Origin of the sequence: Streptomyces odontomachi (assembly GCF_024435355.1) — a bacterium.
GTDB lineage: Bacteria > Actinomycetota > Actinomycetes > Streptomycetales > Streptomycetaceae > Streptomyces > Streptomyces odontomachi.
This window is the reverse complement of the sequence record NZ_JAMJWG010000029.1, coordinates 79,776-94,270: the sequence shown is the minus strand read 5'-3', so window position 1 is coordinate 94,270 and position 14,495 is coordinate 79,776. Positions and strand designations below refer to the sequence as shown.

At 71.1% G+C, this 14,495-nt stretch carries 13 protein-coding genes; 9 read left to right on the top strand and 4 right to left on the bottom strand.

The window, feature by feature from the left end; translation table 11 throughout:
- Positions 1 to 97 precede the first annotated feature (97 nt).
- The 7 genes from NQO67_RS38475 to NQO67_RS38445 all read left to right on the top strand — a co-directional run bounded on the left by NQO67_RS38475 (position 98) and on the right by NQO67_RS38445 (position 7,831).
- The gene (locus NQO67_RS38475; protein WP_255955137.1) at positions 98 to 1,792 is read left to right on the top strand and encodes an ABC transporter ATP-binding protein; all 1,695 of its coding nucleotides are present in this window, start codon (positions 98 to 100) and stop codon (positions 1,790 to 1,792) included.
- Positions 1,789 to 2,943, top strand: a complete 1,155-nt coding sequence (locus NQO67_RS38470; protein ID WP_255955136.1) for an ABC transporter permease — start codon at positions 1,789 to 1,791, stop codon at positions 2,941 to 2,943. Before NQO67_RS38475 ends, NQO67_RS38470 begins: the two co-directional genes overlap by 4 nt.
- Positions 2,940 to 4,232, top strand: coding sequence for an ABC transporter permease (locus tag NQO67_RS38465; protein ID WP_255955135.1), 1,293 nt, complete (start codon positions 2,940 to 2,942; stop codon positions 4,230 to 4,232). Before NQO67_RS38470 ends, NQO67_RS38465 begins: the two co-directional genes overlap by 4 nt.
- A gap of 106 nt (positions 4,233 to 4,338) precedes the next feature.
- Entirely contained in the window at positions 4,339 to 4,680 is a 342-nt protein-coding gene (locus tag NQO67_RS38460; protein ID WP_255955156.1) for a cytidine deaminase, read from the top strand.
- Between the two features lie 120 nt (positions 4,681 to 4,800).
- Positions 4,801 to 6,099: a thymidine phosphorylase gene (locus NQO67_RS38455; protein WP_255955134.1), complete on the top strand. Its 1,299-nt coding sequence runs from the start codon at positions 4,801 to 4,803 to the stop codon at positions 6,097 to 6,099.
- A 97-nt stretch (positions 6,100 to 6,196) separates the two neighbouring features.
- A complete protein-coding gene (locus NQO67_RS38450) occupies positions 6,197 to 6,802 on the top strand; it encodes a Uma2 family endonuclease (RefSeq protein WP_255955133.1) in 606 nt (201 codons plus the stop codon).
- Positions 6,803 to 6,832: 30 nt separating this feature from the next.
- Positions 6,833 to 7,831: a BtrH N-terminal domain-containing protein gene (locus NQO67_RS38445; protein WP_255955132.1), complete on the top strand. Its 999-nt coding sequence runs from the start codon at positions 6,833 to 6,835 to the stop codon at positions 7,829 to 7,831.
- A gap of 134 nt (positions 7,832 to 7,965) precedes the next feature.
- Here NQO67_RS38445 and NQO67_RS44910 read toward each other — a convergent pair whose 3' ends face one another.
- From NQO67_RS44910 to NQO67_RS38430, 3 genes are all read right to left on the bottom strand, one after another.
- Positions 7,966 to 8,199, bottom strand: a complete 234-nt coding sequence (locus NQO67_RS44910; RefSeq protein WP_508493704.1) for a hypothetical protein — start codon at positions 8,197 to 8,199, stop codon at positions 7,966 to 7,968.
- Positions 8,200 to 8,223: 24 nt separating this feature from the next.
- Positions 8,224 to 9,234 (bottom strand): sigma-70 family RNA polymerase sigma factor, encoded by a 1,011-nt coding sequence (locus NQO67_RS38435; RefSeq protein WP_255955130.1) that lies wholly within the window; start codon positions 9,232 to 9,234, stop codon positions 8,224 to 8,226.
- Positions 9,235 to 9,463: 229 nt separating this feature from the next.
- A complete protein-coding gene (locus NQO67_RS38430) occupies positions 9,464 to 10,831 on the bottom strand; it encodes an MFS transporter (RefSeq protein ID WP_374119267.1) in 1,368 nt (455 codons plus the stop codon).
- 62 nt (positions 10,832 to 10,893) lie between these two features.
- Here NQO67_RS38430 and NQO67_RS38425 point away from each other — a divergent pair, with 62 nt between their 5' ends.
- Positions 10,894 to 11,847, top strand: a complete 954-nt coding sequence (locus tag NQO67_RS38425) for a LysR family transcriptional regulator (RefSeq protein ID WP_255955129.1) — start codon at positions 10,894 to 10,896, stop codon at positions 11,845 to 11,847.
- A gap of 18 nt (positions 11,848 to 11,865) precedes the next feature.
- On the opposite strand, the gene NQO67_RS38420 is transcribed toward NQO67_RS38425, so the two are convergent.
- Positions 11,866 to 12,630: a prolyl oligopeptidase family serine peptidase gene (locus NQO67_RS38420; protein WP_255955128.1), complete on the bottom strand. Its 765-nt coding sequence runs from the start codon at positions 12,628 to 12,630 to the stop codon at positions 11,866 to 11,868.
- Between the two features lie 226 nt (positions 12,631 to 12,856).
- Here NQO67_RS38420 and NQO67_RS38415 point away from each other — a divergent pair, with 226 nt between their 5' ends.
- Positions 12,857 to 14,017, top strand: coding sequence for an adenosine deaminase (locus tag NQO67_RS38415; RefSeq protein WP_374119266.1), 1,161 nt, complete (start codon positions 12,857 to 12,859; stop codon positions 14,015 to 14,017).
- Positions 14,018 to 14,495: the final 478 nt, after the last annotated feature.

The following is a 14,495-nucleotide window of genomic DNA, read 5'->3' as shown; positions in this document are numbered from 1 at the left end:
CGCCCTCGCCGCCCCCTCGCCGCGAGACCCGCCGGCTCACCTCCCGAGCCGGTGCTCGCCTCCGAGCTGATCACTCGCTCCCGCCCTCCCGAGCCCCATGCGACCGGCTCCCGAGGCTCGTACCCCCACCCTCCCGAGACTCGGACACCCCCTTCGAGGAGAGTGCGCCATCAACGCGTCCAGCCCCGCACCACCGCAGGCCGCCGCCGTGGAGCTGCGCGGCATCACCAAACGCTTCCCGGGTGTCGTCGCCAACCGCGACATCGACATCACCGTCCACCAGGGCACCGTGCACGCCCTGTGCGGTGAGAACGGCGCCGGCAAGTCCACCCTGATGAAGATCCTCTACGGCATGCAGCGGCCGGACGAGGGCACCATCACCATCGCCGGCGAGCAGGTCACCCTGCACACCCCCGCCGACGCCATCGCCCGCGGTATCGGCATGGTGCACCAGCACTTCATGCTCGCCGAGAACCTGACGGTGCTGGAGAACGTCGTCCTCGGCGCGGAGAAGCTGCACGGCATCGGGGCCAGGGCCCGAGCGAAGATCACGGAGATCTCCCAGGCCTACGGGCTCGGCGTACGGCCCGACCTGCTCGTCGAAGAGCTCGGCGTCGCCGACCGGCAGCGCGTGGAGATCCTCAAGGTCCTCTACCGCGGCGCCCGCACGCTGATCCTCGACGAGCCCACCGCCGTGCTGGTGCCGCAGGAGGTCGACGCCCTCTTCGACAACCTGCGGGAGCTGAAGTCCGAGGGCCTCACCGTCATCTTCATCTCGCACAAGCTGGGCGAGGTGCTCTCCGTCGCCGACGAGATCACCGTCATCCGGCGCGGCACCACCGTCGGCACCGCCGACCCGCGCACGACCACGTCGAAGCAGCTCGCCGAGCTGATGGTGGGCAGCGAACTGCCCTCGCCGCAGACCGAGGAGTCCACGGTCACCGACACCCCGGTGCTCCAGGTCGACGGGCTCCGGCTGACGCAGACCGATCTCGACGGGGTCGAACGGGTCATCCTCGACGACGTGGCGTTCACCATCCACCGCGGCGAAGTGCTCGGCGTCGCCGGCGTGGAAGGCAACGGCCAGTCCGAACTCGTCGAGGCGATCATGGGCATCCGCGAGCCCGACGGCGGCACCGTCAGCCTCGACGGGCGCGACATCGCGCACCTGCCGACCCGGCGCCGCCGGGAGAGCGGGGTCGGCTACATCCCCGAGGACCGGCACCGTCACGGGCTGCTGCTCGAAGCGCCGCTGTGGGAGAACCGCATCCTCGGCCACGTCACCGAGCGGCCCAACTCGCGCGGCGGCCTCATCGACACCAAGGCGGCACGCGCCGACACCGGACGGATCGTCCAGGAGTACGACGTCCGCACCCCCGGCATCGACGTGACCGCCGCCTCGCTGTCCGGCGGCAACCAGCAGAAGCTGATCGTCGGCCGCGAGATGAGCCACCGGCCCAAGCTGCTGATCGCCGCGCACCCCACGCGCGGTGTCGACGTCGGCGCGCAGGCGCAGATCTGGGACCAGATCCGCGAGGCGCGCCGCGAGGGCCTGGCGGTGCTGCTGATCTCCGCCGACCTGGACGAGCTGATCGGCCTGTCCGATGCGCTGCGGGTGATGTACCGGGGCCGCCTGGTCGCCGACGCCGACCCGGCCACCATCACCCCCGAAGAGCTGGGCTCCGCCATGACCGGCGCGGCCACCGGCCACCTGGAACACCCCACCGAGGCCGCCGCGGCCGGGGTCGCCCGCACGGACGCCGCAGCACAGGAAGACGAAGACGCCCGATGAAGAAGCTGACCGCACGCATCGACAAGGAGCGGTTGCTCCTGGCGCTGGCGGCGCCGGTCCTCGCGATCGTCGCCGCGCTGGTCGTCACCACCGTGGTGTTCCTGGCCACCGGCAAGGACCCGTTCGCCGCCTTCAGCGACATGCTCAGCTACGGCTCGGCGAGCGACAGCCAGGTCTACATCCTCAACAAGGCGACGATGTACTACCTGGCCGGAGTCGCGGTCGCGATCGGCTTCCGGATGAACCTCTTCAACATCGGGGTCGACGGCCAGTACCGGCTCGCCGCGTTCTTCGCCGCGGTGCTCGGCGGGGCGCTCACCCTGCCGGGGATCGTCGCCGTCCCGCTGATCATCCTCTGCGCGATGGCGACCGGTGCCATCTGGGCGGCGATAGCGGGCTTGCTCAAGGTGGTCCGGGGCGTCAGCGAGGTGATCGCCACGATCATGCTGAACTCCATCGCCACCGCGATCATCGGCTACCTCCTCCAGCCGGAGCAGCTCGGCCAGCTCGACAAGGCCGGCACGCTGGTGTCCACGCATCCGCTGCCGAAGTCGTCGTACTTCTTCGCCTTCAACGCCGGCCCCGCGGGGGAGCTGTGGGGCTTCATCGTGATCGCCGCGCTGGTCGGCGTCCTCTTCTGGTTCGTGCTGGGCCGCACCCGCTTCGGGTTCGACCTGAGGGCCGTGGGCCGCTCCGAGTCGGCCGCCGCGGCCAGCGGTGTCAGCGTGAAGAAGATGGTCGCCACCAGCATGATCCTCTCCGGCGCCGTGGCTGGCCTGATCGGCATGCCGACCCTGCTGAACGACAGCCACCAGTTCAGCAACGACTTCCCCGCCGGTGTCGGCTTCACCGGCATCGCCATCGCCCTGCTGGGCCGCAACCACCCCGTCGGCATCGCGCTCGGCGCCCTGCTCTGGGGCTTCCTGGAACGCACCACGAACCACCTGGAGTTCCAGGGCTACGACAAGGAGATCCTCGGCGTCATCCAGGGCGTCATCGTGCTCTGCGTCGTCATCGCCTACGAGGTCGTACGCCGCTACGGGCTCAGGCGGCAGCAGCAGCGGGTCGGCGCCGAACTGGCCGCCGGCCGGCTCGCCGCAGGACCGCGCCAGGCCACCGCCCCCACCGTGAAGAAGGAGGTGGCGCGATGACCACCCAGATCACGAAGGCGCCCCAGACGCCACCCGCCGCACCCGCGGCACGCGCCGGCTCGCGCAGCAGGCGCTGGACGCCCGCGAAGATACTTCTCGCGCTCGGCTGTGCGCTGGCGCTGGTCTCCGTGGTGCGCCTGATCACCGGCGCCGACCAGCTGACCTCCGTCGGCCAGATCGGCGCCGCGCTCGAACTCGCCGTGCCGATCGGGCTCGCCGGTCTCGCGGGCCTGTGGTCCGAGCGGGCCGGCGTGGTCAACATCGGCCTCGAAGGCATGATGATCCTGGGCACGTTCGGCGCCGGCTGGCTCGGCTGGCAGACCAATCCGTGGCTCGGCCTGATCTGCGGCATCGCCTTCGGCGTCATCGGCGGTCTGGTGCACGCCGTGGCCACCGTCACCTTCGGCGTCGACCACATCGTCTCCGGTGTCGCCATCAACCTCCTCGCACTCGGCGCCACCCAGTACCTGGCCAAGATCAGCTTCACCACCGGGGACGCCGTCGACCAGGGCGGCAACCCCAAGCAGTCCCCGCCCGCCGAGAGCCTCGGCGACATCACCGTGCCCGGTCTCTCCGACGGTCTCGGCTCGGTGGCCAAGCACCACTGGTTCGTCGTCTCCGACCTCGCCGGCCTGCTCGGCGGCCTGGTGACCGGGCTCTCCGTGATCACCGTCGTCGCCGTGGTGCTGTTCGTCGGCAGCTGGCTGCTGCTGTGGCGCACCGCCTTCGGGCTCCGCCTGCGGTCCTGCGGCGAGAACCCCGTCGCCGCCGAATCCCTCGGCGTGCATGTCTACTCGTACAAGTACGCCGCCGTCGCCGTCTCCGGCGGCCTCGCCGGGCTCGGCGGTGCCTTCCTCGCGCTGGTCAACTCGCACATCTACCTGGAGGGTCAGACCGGGGGCCGCGGCTACATCGGCCTGGCCGCGATGATCTTCGGCAACTGGCGGCCCGGCGGACTCGCCATGGGCGCCGGCCTGTTCGGCTACGCCGACGCCCTCCAGCTGCGCAACGGTGGCGAGACCGTGCACGCGCTGCTGCTCCTGCTCGTCGTGTTGCTGGCGCTGCTGGCCGGTTGGAAGCTGTATCGCAAGGCCCTGTGGCAGGGCGTGACCAGTGCCGTCATCGCGGTGGCGGTGCTGGCCTGGTACCTGCTGACGGACTCGGTGCCCGGCGACTTCGTCGGCGCCACCCCGTACGTCGTCACCCTGCTGGTGCTGTCGCTGTCCGCCCAGCGGCTGCGGATGCCCAGGGCCGACGGCATGCGCTACCGGAAGGGACAGGGCACATGACGCAGGGCAGCCAGGGACGGTGCACGTGACACCGGGCGACCAGGGCGGCGCGCGCGCCGGTACGGAGGTGGACTGGGACGCCCTGCGCGAGGCCGCGCGGGGCGCCATGCGCCGGGCCTACGTCCCGTACTCGGGCTTCCCGGTCGGCGCCGCGGCCCGCGTCGACGACGGGCGCACCATCACCGGATGCAACGTGGAGAACGCCTCGTACGGCCTCGGACTGTGCGCCGAGTGCGGCCTCGTCTCCGCGCTGCACCTGTCCGGCGGCGGCCGGCTCACCCACTTCACCTGCGTCGACGGCAAGGGGGAGACCCTGATGCCGTGCGGCCGCTGCCGCCAGCTGCTCTACGAGTTCGGCGGCCCGACCCTGATCCTCGACACCGCGTCCGGCTTCCGCCCGCTGGGCGACCTCCTCCCGGACGCCTTCGGCCCGGACAAGCTGGGCTGATGGGCTGACGACCTGACGGCCGCCCGCGCCGCCGGATCCCGCGGCCGTCCCCGGGCCCACCCCCACGTTCGGATCTCCCGCACTTTCAGATCTCCCGCACCGACCCCCAGGACCCACCTGATGGACGTCATCGACATCATCCGCACCAAGCGCGACCACGGCGAGCTCACCGACCCCCAGATCGACTGGGTCATCGACGCCTACACCCGCGGCACCGTCGCGGACGAGCAGATGTCCGCCCTGGCCATGGCGATCCTCCTGAACGGCATGACCCGCAGGGAGATCGCCCGCTGGACCGCCGCCATGATCGCTTCCGGCGAGCGCCTGGACATCGCCGGCGACCTCTCCGCGGCCGGCGGCGCCGCCCGGCCCACCGCCGACAAGCACTCCACCGGTGGCGTGGGCGACAAGATCACCCTTCCGCTCGCCCCGCTCGTCGCGGCCTGCGGTGCCGTCGTGCCGCAGCTCTCCGGCCGCGGCCTCGGCCACACCGGCGGCACGCTCGACAAGCTGGAGTCCATCCCGGGCTGGCGGGCCAGCCTGTCGAACAAGGAGATGCTGGACGTCCTCGGCTCCGCCGGCTGTGTCGTCTGCGCGGCCGGCGAGGGCCTCGCGCCCGCCGACCGCAAGCTGTACGCCCTGCGCGACGTCACCGGCACCGTGGAGTCCATCCCGCTCATCGCCTCGTCGATCATGTCCAAGAAGATCGCCGAAGGCACCGGCTCGCTGGTGCTGGACGTGAAGGTGGGCACCGGCGCTTTCATGAAGACCCTCGACGACGCCCGGGAACTCGCCAGCACCATGGTCGGCCTCGGCACCGACCACGGCGTACGCACGGTCGCGCTGGTCACCGACATGTCCACCCCGCTCGGGCGCACCGCGGGCAACGCCCTGGAGGTCCGCGAGGCCCTGGAGGTACTGGCGGGCGAAGGCCCCGCGGACGTCGTCGCGCTCACCCTGGCGCTGGCCCGCGAGATGCTGGACGCGGCGGGGCTGCCCGACGCCGACCCCGCGAAGGCGCTCGCCGACGGCTCCGCGATGGACGCCTGGCGCCGCATGATCACGGCCCAGGGCGGCGACCCGGACGCACCGCTGCCCGACGCCCGCGAGACGCACACCGTCACCGCTGCCACGTCCGGCGTCCTGACCAGGCTCGACGCCTACGATGTCGGCGTCGCCGCCTGGCGCCTCGGCGCGGGCCGGGCCCGCAAGGAGGACCCGGTCCAGGCCGCCGCCGGCATCGTCCTGCACGCCAAGCCCGGCGACCCCGTCACCGAAGGCGCCCCCCTCCTCACCCTCCACACCGACACCCCCGACCGCATCCCCCACGCCCTCGAGTCCCTCACCTCGTCCTACGACATCGCCCCGGCGGGGACGGAGTTCGTGGTGGGGCCGATTGTGCATGAACGTATTGGCTGATCCTGGGATATCCCTTTCGGGCGAACGTGTTCGGTAGACCGGCGACGATCGAGTCCGGCATGCTGTAGTCGGTGGCGTACTGATTGGAGATACCGCCATGAGCGCACTCACCGTCGACCACGCGTGGGCCAGCGGCCACGAGTACACGTGGGATGAGCTGGTCCGGATCTGGGAGGAGACGGACGTACCTGAGGGCTGCACGGTGGAGATCATCGAGGGGATCGTCACCGTGGTTCCGCCGCCGTCGAATGTCCACAATCTCATTGCCGACCTGGTCCACCGGTCGCTGTATAACGTCATTCCGGTTGACTGGGGTGTTTTTCAAACCCTTGGGACCGCTGTGATTTCGAGGCGGGGGTTGTTCATTCCGGATATCGCTGTGGCCCCTAAGGCGGCGCTCCTGGATGCGGAGTCGGAGTATTACATCCCCGCTGCTGCGGCTGAACTGGTCGTCGAGATCACCTCGAAATCGAACGCCGCGGCCGACCGCATCACCAAGACCGCCGGGTACGCCGCAGCGGGTGTCCCGTTCTACCTGCTCATCGATGCCTGGTCGCCCGGTGGTCCCACCGTGACCCTCTATCAAGAGCCCGTGGGTGAGGTGTACCGCGTACACCATGCGGTGAAGTTCGGCGACACGATCAGCATCCCGAAGCCCATCGGATTGGATCTCGACACCAGCGAGTTCCCCGACGGTGTCTGAAAGCTGACCTTCATGCGATCAGGGTGTGGTGTGGCCACCGTATTGGACATCGACCGCCGTGCATCGCAGCACTGCGAGACGACAGCTCTCGGAGTGCTGCTGCGGCACCAGGGGCTCGACCTGTCCGAGCCGATGATCTTCGGACTCGGCTCCGGGCTGTCGTTCATCTACTGGGACAGCAAGAACATGGGCTTTCCCTTCCTCGGGGGGCGGGTCAAGCCCTTCGAGCTCACGAAGAACCTGGCCACCACGCTCGGTCTTGAGCTCCTGGTCCAGGAGACCGCGTCCCCCCGCAAGGCGTGGGAGAACGTGGCGGCGCCCATCGACGCCGGCCAGCCGGTCGGACTCCAACTCGACAGCTACCACCTGGACTACTTCGGAACGAAGGTGCACTTCGGCGGCCATGTCGTCGCCATGTACGGCTACGACGACCACACCGCCTACCTGGTGGACACCGCCCAGCAGGGCGGCACGGTGTCCACCAGCCTGACCAGCCTCGCCCAGGCCAGGGCCGCGCGCGGGCCGATGACCGCCAGGCAGCGGTCCTTCACCCTCACCGCTCCGGGGGACCTGGCCGCGCCGCAGGGGCAGATCGTTCCCGCCATCACCGCCTGCGCCGACGCCTTCCTCAACCCGCCCATCGCCAACCTGGGTCACCGAGGCATCGAGAAGGCCGGCAAGCTGGTGCGGACCTGGCTCCAGCGCACCGACGACCCGGAACGCGACCTGCCCCAGGCCGCCCTTCTGATGGAGAAGGCCGGCACCGGCGGCGCCCTGTTCCGCAACCTCTACCGGGACTTCCTCGCCGAATGCTCCCACCTGCTCGACAGCAGCCACCTGCGCACCGGTCACGAGCTGTACACCGAGGCGGCCACCCTGTGGACGGAAGTCGCAGCACTGGTCACGCAGGCCGGTACGGCAGGCGATGCGCAGTGCCTCGTACAGGCCGGCGACATCCTTCGCGATCTCTCACGTATCGAGCGTGACGCCATGAAGGCGCTGAGCCGGCTGGCCCAGGGCAGGCACTGAGCGGCCTGGCCCCGGGGCGAAACCGGCTGTGTCGAAACCGGCTGACGCCCGCCCGACCCCGAGGACGCCGGCAGCCACCGGACTGCCCGGTACCCGTGCCTGCTGCACCGATGAGGACCGCGCTCCCGCACGGTCTACCTGCTGTGGACCCCATGGCATCCCCAGCGTTGATCCTGCCGGCCGTCGTCGGCCCCGACGGCCTGGCCCGACTCTGCGGCGACGTGCGTGCCCGGCTGGCGGTGGCCGGGTGCGGTGTCGTCCTCTGTGATGCGCGGGCGCTCGGCGGGCGCGGTCTGGCCGCCGTCGACCTGCTGGCCCGGCTGGAGCTCACCGCGCGCCGCGCCGGAGGGCACATACGACTTCGGCATCCGCCTCCCGACCTGCCGGCCCTGCTACTCCTGACCGGCCTCAGCTTCGAGGTGGAGCGGCAGGCCGAAGGCAGGGAAGAGCCGGGCGGTGTCCAGGAAGGAGGTGAGCCCGGTGATCCGGCCGGCTGATATCTCGATGACCTGGAGCGCCCAGGCGTCATGCCCGGTGCCGGACTCGCTGGGGCGGTACTGGGCGAACGCCGGCGTGCCGTTGGCCACCGTGGGGAGCAGGCGGGAGCCGCGGCAGCCACAGCCCTTGCCGAGCATCCAGTTCGCTATCTCGCGGGGGCCGCGCAGCCACAGGTCGTACGGCGGCATGGAGAGCACCGCGTCCTCGTGGAGCAGGGCGGTGAGCTGCTCCATGTCATAGCCCTCGAAGGCCTGTACGTAGCGGTCCAGGAGCTTGCGCTGCTCCTCGTCCATCGGCTGGAGGGTGTCGGTGTCCTGGGCGCGGGCCGCGGCGAGGGTGGCACGGGCGCGTTGCAACGCGCTGTTCACCGAGGCGACGGAGGTGTCCAGCAGCTCCGCCACCTCGCTGGCCCGCCAGGCCAGCACCTCCCGCAGGATCAGCACCGAGCGCTGCTTCGCCGGCAGGTGCTGGAGGGCCGCCACGAACGCCAGGCGCACCGACTCGCGGGCCACCGCGGCCTGGGCCGGGTCGGCCGAGCCGGGCAGTACCCGGCCGTCCGGCACCGGCTCCAGCCAGGTCGGCTCGGGGCGCTCCGTCAGGACCGCCGACGCGGCCGCCTGGGGCTCGGTGAGGTCCATGGGGCGGGCGCGGCGATTGCCTGCGTTCAGCAGGTCCAGGCAGACGTTGGTGGCGATGCGGTAGAGCCAGGAGCGCAGGGACGAGCGGCCCTCGAAGCGGTCGTAGCCCCGCCAGGCTCGCACCATGGTGTCCTGCACGGCGTCCTCCGCCTCGAAGGACGAGCCGAGCATGCGGTAGCAGTAGCCCGTGAGCTCGGTGCGGTACTGCTCCAGGTGCCTGGCTGCCTGGTCCCGGTCCGTGTCCGTCGTCGCCGTCATGTCGCTCATCGCCCAACCCGGCCTGCGGCTGCCCAGCCTGCGGCCTGTTCGTGTGAGACAGCTGGGGTGCCGGTGCGGGACTTCGCACGACTCCGTCAGCTCCGATACCTCGGAAGCTACAGCAGCCCACTGACAACGGCTCCCACCTGGCACGTTCCCCCTGGTCGCGGCGCCTTCGCCGGTGCCGCGACGCCCCGGGCGGGTGGAGCCCCCTGCCCGATCAGGTGGGGGCGGTCGATCAGCTGTGGGCGGTGCTGGGCGAACGGGTGCCCGCTGCGTTGGTCCCGGCGTTCGCGGCCCGTGTGGCGCCGGTGGCCCGGACCGCCGCCCGGGTGCCGTACAGGGTGACCACGATGACTCCGCACAGGGCCAGCAGTCCCAGCGCCACCGTGCCGCCCCAGCCGGCCGCACGGAAGGCGATCGCGCCGAGCGTGCTGCCGATGCTGGAGCCGAGGTAGTACCCGGACTGGTAGAGCGCGGAGGCCTGGGCGCGACCGTGCGTGGCCGTGTGGCTGACGGCGGACGAGGCGGCCGTGTGGCCGGCGAAGAAGCCCGCCGTGATCAGCACCAGGCCCAGCAGGACGAGCACCAGCGGGCCGGCCAGCGACAGCAGCAGACCGCTCGCGGTCGTACCGGCCGCCAGGTACAGCGCCCCGCGCCGGCCGAGCCGGCCCACCAGCCGGCCCACCGTCGCGGACGAGACCGTGCCGACGAGGTAGACCAGGAAGATCGAGCCGACGAGGCCCTGCGGCAGCGAGTACGGGGCGTCGGTCAGGCGGTAGCCGATGACCGTGTACGAGGCGCCGAAGACCGTCATGAACAGGGCGCCGATCGCGTAGAGGCGGCGCAGCAGCGGGTTCGCGAGATGGTCGCGCACGGCGCGGACGAGCGCCCGGGTGTCCGTCGCGTCCCGCGCACCGGGAGCCGCGCTCGCGTGCCGGGGCGCCGGCAGCAGGACGCGGAAGAGCACCGCGCACACCACCGCGATCACGCCGATCACGCCGATCGCCACCCGCCAGCCGCACGCCTGCGCGATCCAGCCGGAGACGATGCGGCCGCTCATGCCGCCGATGCTGTTGCCCGCGACGAACAGTCCGACCGCGGCCACCAGCGCCTTGGCCCTGACCTCCTCGGCCAGGTACGCCATCGCGGACGCCGGGAGCCCGGCGAGCGCCGCACCCTGCACCGCACGCAGGGCGATCAGTGCGCCGATCGAGGGCGCGAAGGGCACCAGCAGGCCGATCGTCACCGCGACGGCCAGCGACCCCGTCATCGTCGCGCGCCGGCCGAACCGCTCGGACAGCGCGCTCAGCGGCAGCACGCACAGTGCCAGCGCGCCGGTCGCCGCCGACACCGTCCAACTCGCCGTCGCCTCCGTGGAGCCGTAGTCCGTGGAGACCAGCGGCAGCAGTGCCTGCGTGGAGTAGAGAAGTGCGAAGGTCGCGATCCCGGCCAGGAACAGCGCCAGGCTCATCCGGCGGTAGCCAGGGCCTCCCGGGGTGAGCCGGCCGTCGTCGTCGCCGTCGGAGGTGGTAGCGGGCTCGGTGGCCCGGGCGGGATCAGAAGGAGGAGCAGGGACGTCATTCTCACGATCGACAGCAGGCATGCTTCGAACGTATGGCCGCGGCGCTGATGCGTCCAATGCATGGAATTGAGATAATCGATCCCATGGTGCATGATCGCAGGTCAGCGTCGTGGATGTCACCTGCCGGTGACACAGATGACATTGTCACGCTTCTGGCGCCGCGGCTGGCCCAGTTCGCGGGCGTCGCCCGAAGGGAGCACGTCACCCGGGCCGCGCTGGAGATGGGCGTGCCGCAGTCGACCCTCTCGCGCGCCCTCGTACGACTCGAACGGGACCTCGGCGTCGACCTGTTCGTACGCCGTGGCCGCACCCTCTCGCTCACCCCCGCCGGCCGTACCTTCCTGACCTCGGTCGAGCGGGCGCTCGGCGAGGTGGAACGGGCCGCCGAAGCGGTGCGCGCCGACGCCCACCCCGCCTCCGGGAAGGTCGCCTTCGGCTTCCTGCACACCATGGGCTCCGAGACCGTACCCGGCCTGATCCGCGCCTTCCGCGCCGACCACCCCGGCATCCGCTTCAGCCTGGTGCAGAACTACGGCGAGGCCATGTTGGAGCGGTTGCGCGCCGGTGAGCTGGACCTCTGCCTCACCTCGCCGGTGCCCGACGAGCCAGGTCTTGTCGCCCGCCGGCTCGACGAGCAGCGGCTACGGCTCGTCGTCCCCGACGACCACCGGCTCGCCGACCGCCGGCGCGTCCGGCTCGCCGAGGCGGCGGAGGAGGCCTTCGTGACGCTGGAGTCGGGCTACGGCATGCGGCGCATCACGGATGACCTGTGCCGCGAAGCGGGCTTCCGGCCGCGGATCGCCTTCGAGGGCGAGGAGACGGAGACGCTGCGCGGCCTGGTCGCCGCCGGGCTCGGCGTCGCCCTGCTGCCGCCGCCCGCGGTGCCCCGGCCGGGCGTCGTGGAGCTGACCGTCACGGCACCGCGCGCGGTCCGCGAGATCGGGGTCGCCTGGCTGGACGGCCGGCAGGACGCGCCCCCGGTCGCCGCCTTCAAGAAGTTCCTGCTCTCCCGCAGGGACAAGCTGCTCCCGCACTGACCCCGGTGCGCCGGCGTGCTACACCCCCGGTGCCCGCGCCCCCGCGAACCCCGATGCCAACGGCATCCGCAGGCCCAGCGGCGGGGGAGCGGCGAGGGCGTCCTCGACGGGGCGGGAGCAGGGGTGACCGAACAGCGATCCCATGACGAAGTCCGCAGTCAGCGCCAGGACTTCGGAACGGTACTGGCGCAACCCGTGCCCGTCCGTGTGCACTTCGAAGCGGCACGCGTCGCGGTTGGCCTTCTTCACCCGGGCGGCCAGCCGGAAGGACAGCTCCGGATCCGTCCGTTCGTCATTCGTGCCGTGCACGATCAACACCCGCCGGCCCTGGAGCTGCTTGACCGGTTCGGGAGGCGCCGCCACATCGTCCTCGGGCAGCCACGGCGCGAGCGCCACCACCGTGGTCACGGCCGGATGGCCGCCCGCGTGCAGAGCGGCCCGGCCACCCATGTCGGTCCCGGCCAGGCACAACGGCACATCACCGTAACGGCGTACGGCCTCGTCGGCGGCCCACGCCGCGTCCCGCGCGAGCTGGGCCTGCGCGCCGTTCCAGCCGCGGTAGCGGTACCGCACGACGTGCGCCACCAGGCCCTCCGAGCGTCCGGCACGGGCCAGCGTGCGTCCTAACGTGTGCAGGGAGGCCGAGGGCAGCGGTGCGGGCCGGCGGGCGGAGACCTCGGCGCCGCGCGGCAGCAGCAGCACCACGCCGCCCACCGCCGTCGGCTCGGAGCCGATCGCCCTCCCCAGCCTGGCCGTGCGCACCGGCGTCGCTTGCTGTGCCATGACAGAACAGTGTCAGAAGCACACGCGTACGCGAGCTGTCCAGGGGATCACTGTTACGTATCACTGTTGCCGGTCCGCCATGTGACCACCGCCGCCGGTCGGTTGGTTGCCCCGGCCGTCGGACGGCGCGCTCCGGCGGCCGTCCGGTGGTACGTGACGGCGGCGCCGGGCCGGGAGGCTGCGAAAGAGTTGTGTCTACGCGCGTAGGCGTTAGGGTACGGAGATGATGAGCAAGCCCACTGCGAACCCCCTGGGAACCCCCGCCAGGAGCCTGGAGATCCCCACAGCCGAGCAGATCCGCCGTGCCCCCAAGGTGCTGCTGCACGACCACCTCGACGGTGGACTGCGTCCTGAGACGGTCGTGGACCTGGCCCGCGAGAGCGGCTACGACAGACTTCCCGAGACCGACGCCGGCAGCCTCGGCCACTGGTTCCGGGCAGCCGCCGACTCCGGCTCCCTCGAGCGCTACCTGGAGACGTTCTCGCACACCGTCGGCGTGATGCAGACCAAAGAGGCGCTGACCCGGGTCGCCGCCGAGTGTGCGGAGGACCTGGCCGAGGACGGCGTCGTCTACGCGGAGGTCCGCTACGCGCCCGAACAGCACCTGGAAGCCGGCCTGACCCTGCCCGAGGTGGTCACGGCCGTGAACGAGGGTTTCCGCGAGGGCGAGCGGCGCGCTCGCGAGCGCGGTCACCGGATCCGGGTGGGCGCCCTGCTCACGGCGATGCGGCACGCCGCCCGGGCCCTGGAGATCGCGGAACTCGCCAACCTCCACCGTGACCTGGGGGTCGTCGGCTTCGACATCGCGGGTGCGGAGGCGGGGTACCCGCCCACCCGGCACCTGGACGCGTTCGAGTACCTCAAGCGCGAGAACAACCACTTCACCATCCATGCCGGTGAGGCGTTCGGACTGCCGTCCATCTGGCAGGCGCTCCAGTGGTGCGGCGCCGACCGGCTCGGCCACGGTGTGCGGATCATCGACGACATCGAGGTCGCGGACGACGGCCGGGTGGTGCTCGGGCGGCTCGCCTCGTACGTCCGCGACAAGCGCATCCCGCTGGAGATGTGCCCCACGTCGAACCTCCAGACCGGTGCGGCGTCCTCGTATGCCGATCATCCGATCGGGCTGCTGCGCAGGCTGCACTTCCGGGTCACCGTCAACACGGACAACCGTCTGATGAGTGGCGTCAGCCAGAGCCGGGAGTTCGAGCACCTCGTCGACACGTTTGGGTACACCCTGGATGACATGCAGTGGTTCACGGTCAACGCCATGAAGTCGGCGTTCATCCCGTTCGACGAGCGGCTGTCGATGATCAACGATGTGATCAAGCCGGGGTATGCGGAGCTGAAGTCGGCGTGGCTGTTCCGCGAGACCACGACGGACTGATGATCTGGGGGCTTTGCCCCCAGGCCCCCCTTTTCGGCCTTGACGGCCTCGTCCTCAATCGCCGGACGGGCTTTGATGTGCGCGGCGTGTGCCGGTGCGCTGGTGTTGTGTGGCGAGTGCGGGTTCGTCTGTGGCTGGGGTCGCCTTCTGTTTCGTTGTGGGTCGGGGGCGTGGGGGATGTACGTGCTCGGCCGGCGCGATGATCGTGGACCGTTAGTTCACCGGCACTCGGCGGCGGTCCTGCGCGCGCACATCCCCCACACCCCCTCCCGTCTCGTACGCGACCCGCACCCCGGTGGGGCCTTGCCCCATGCCCGTAGGGGGGCGACACCCCGAAAGGGGTGGAGGAAGGAAAAGAAGGGCCGCCGGGGGAAAGCCGCGAGTGAGACGGGAGGTGTCGTGGGGGTATGTGCGCGCGCAGGACCGCCGCTGGGTGCCGGTGAACTGACGGTCCAGGGCAATCGCGCCGGCCGAGCAC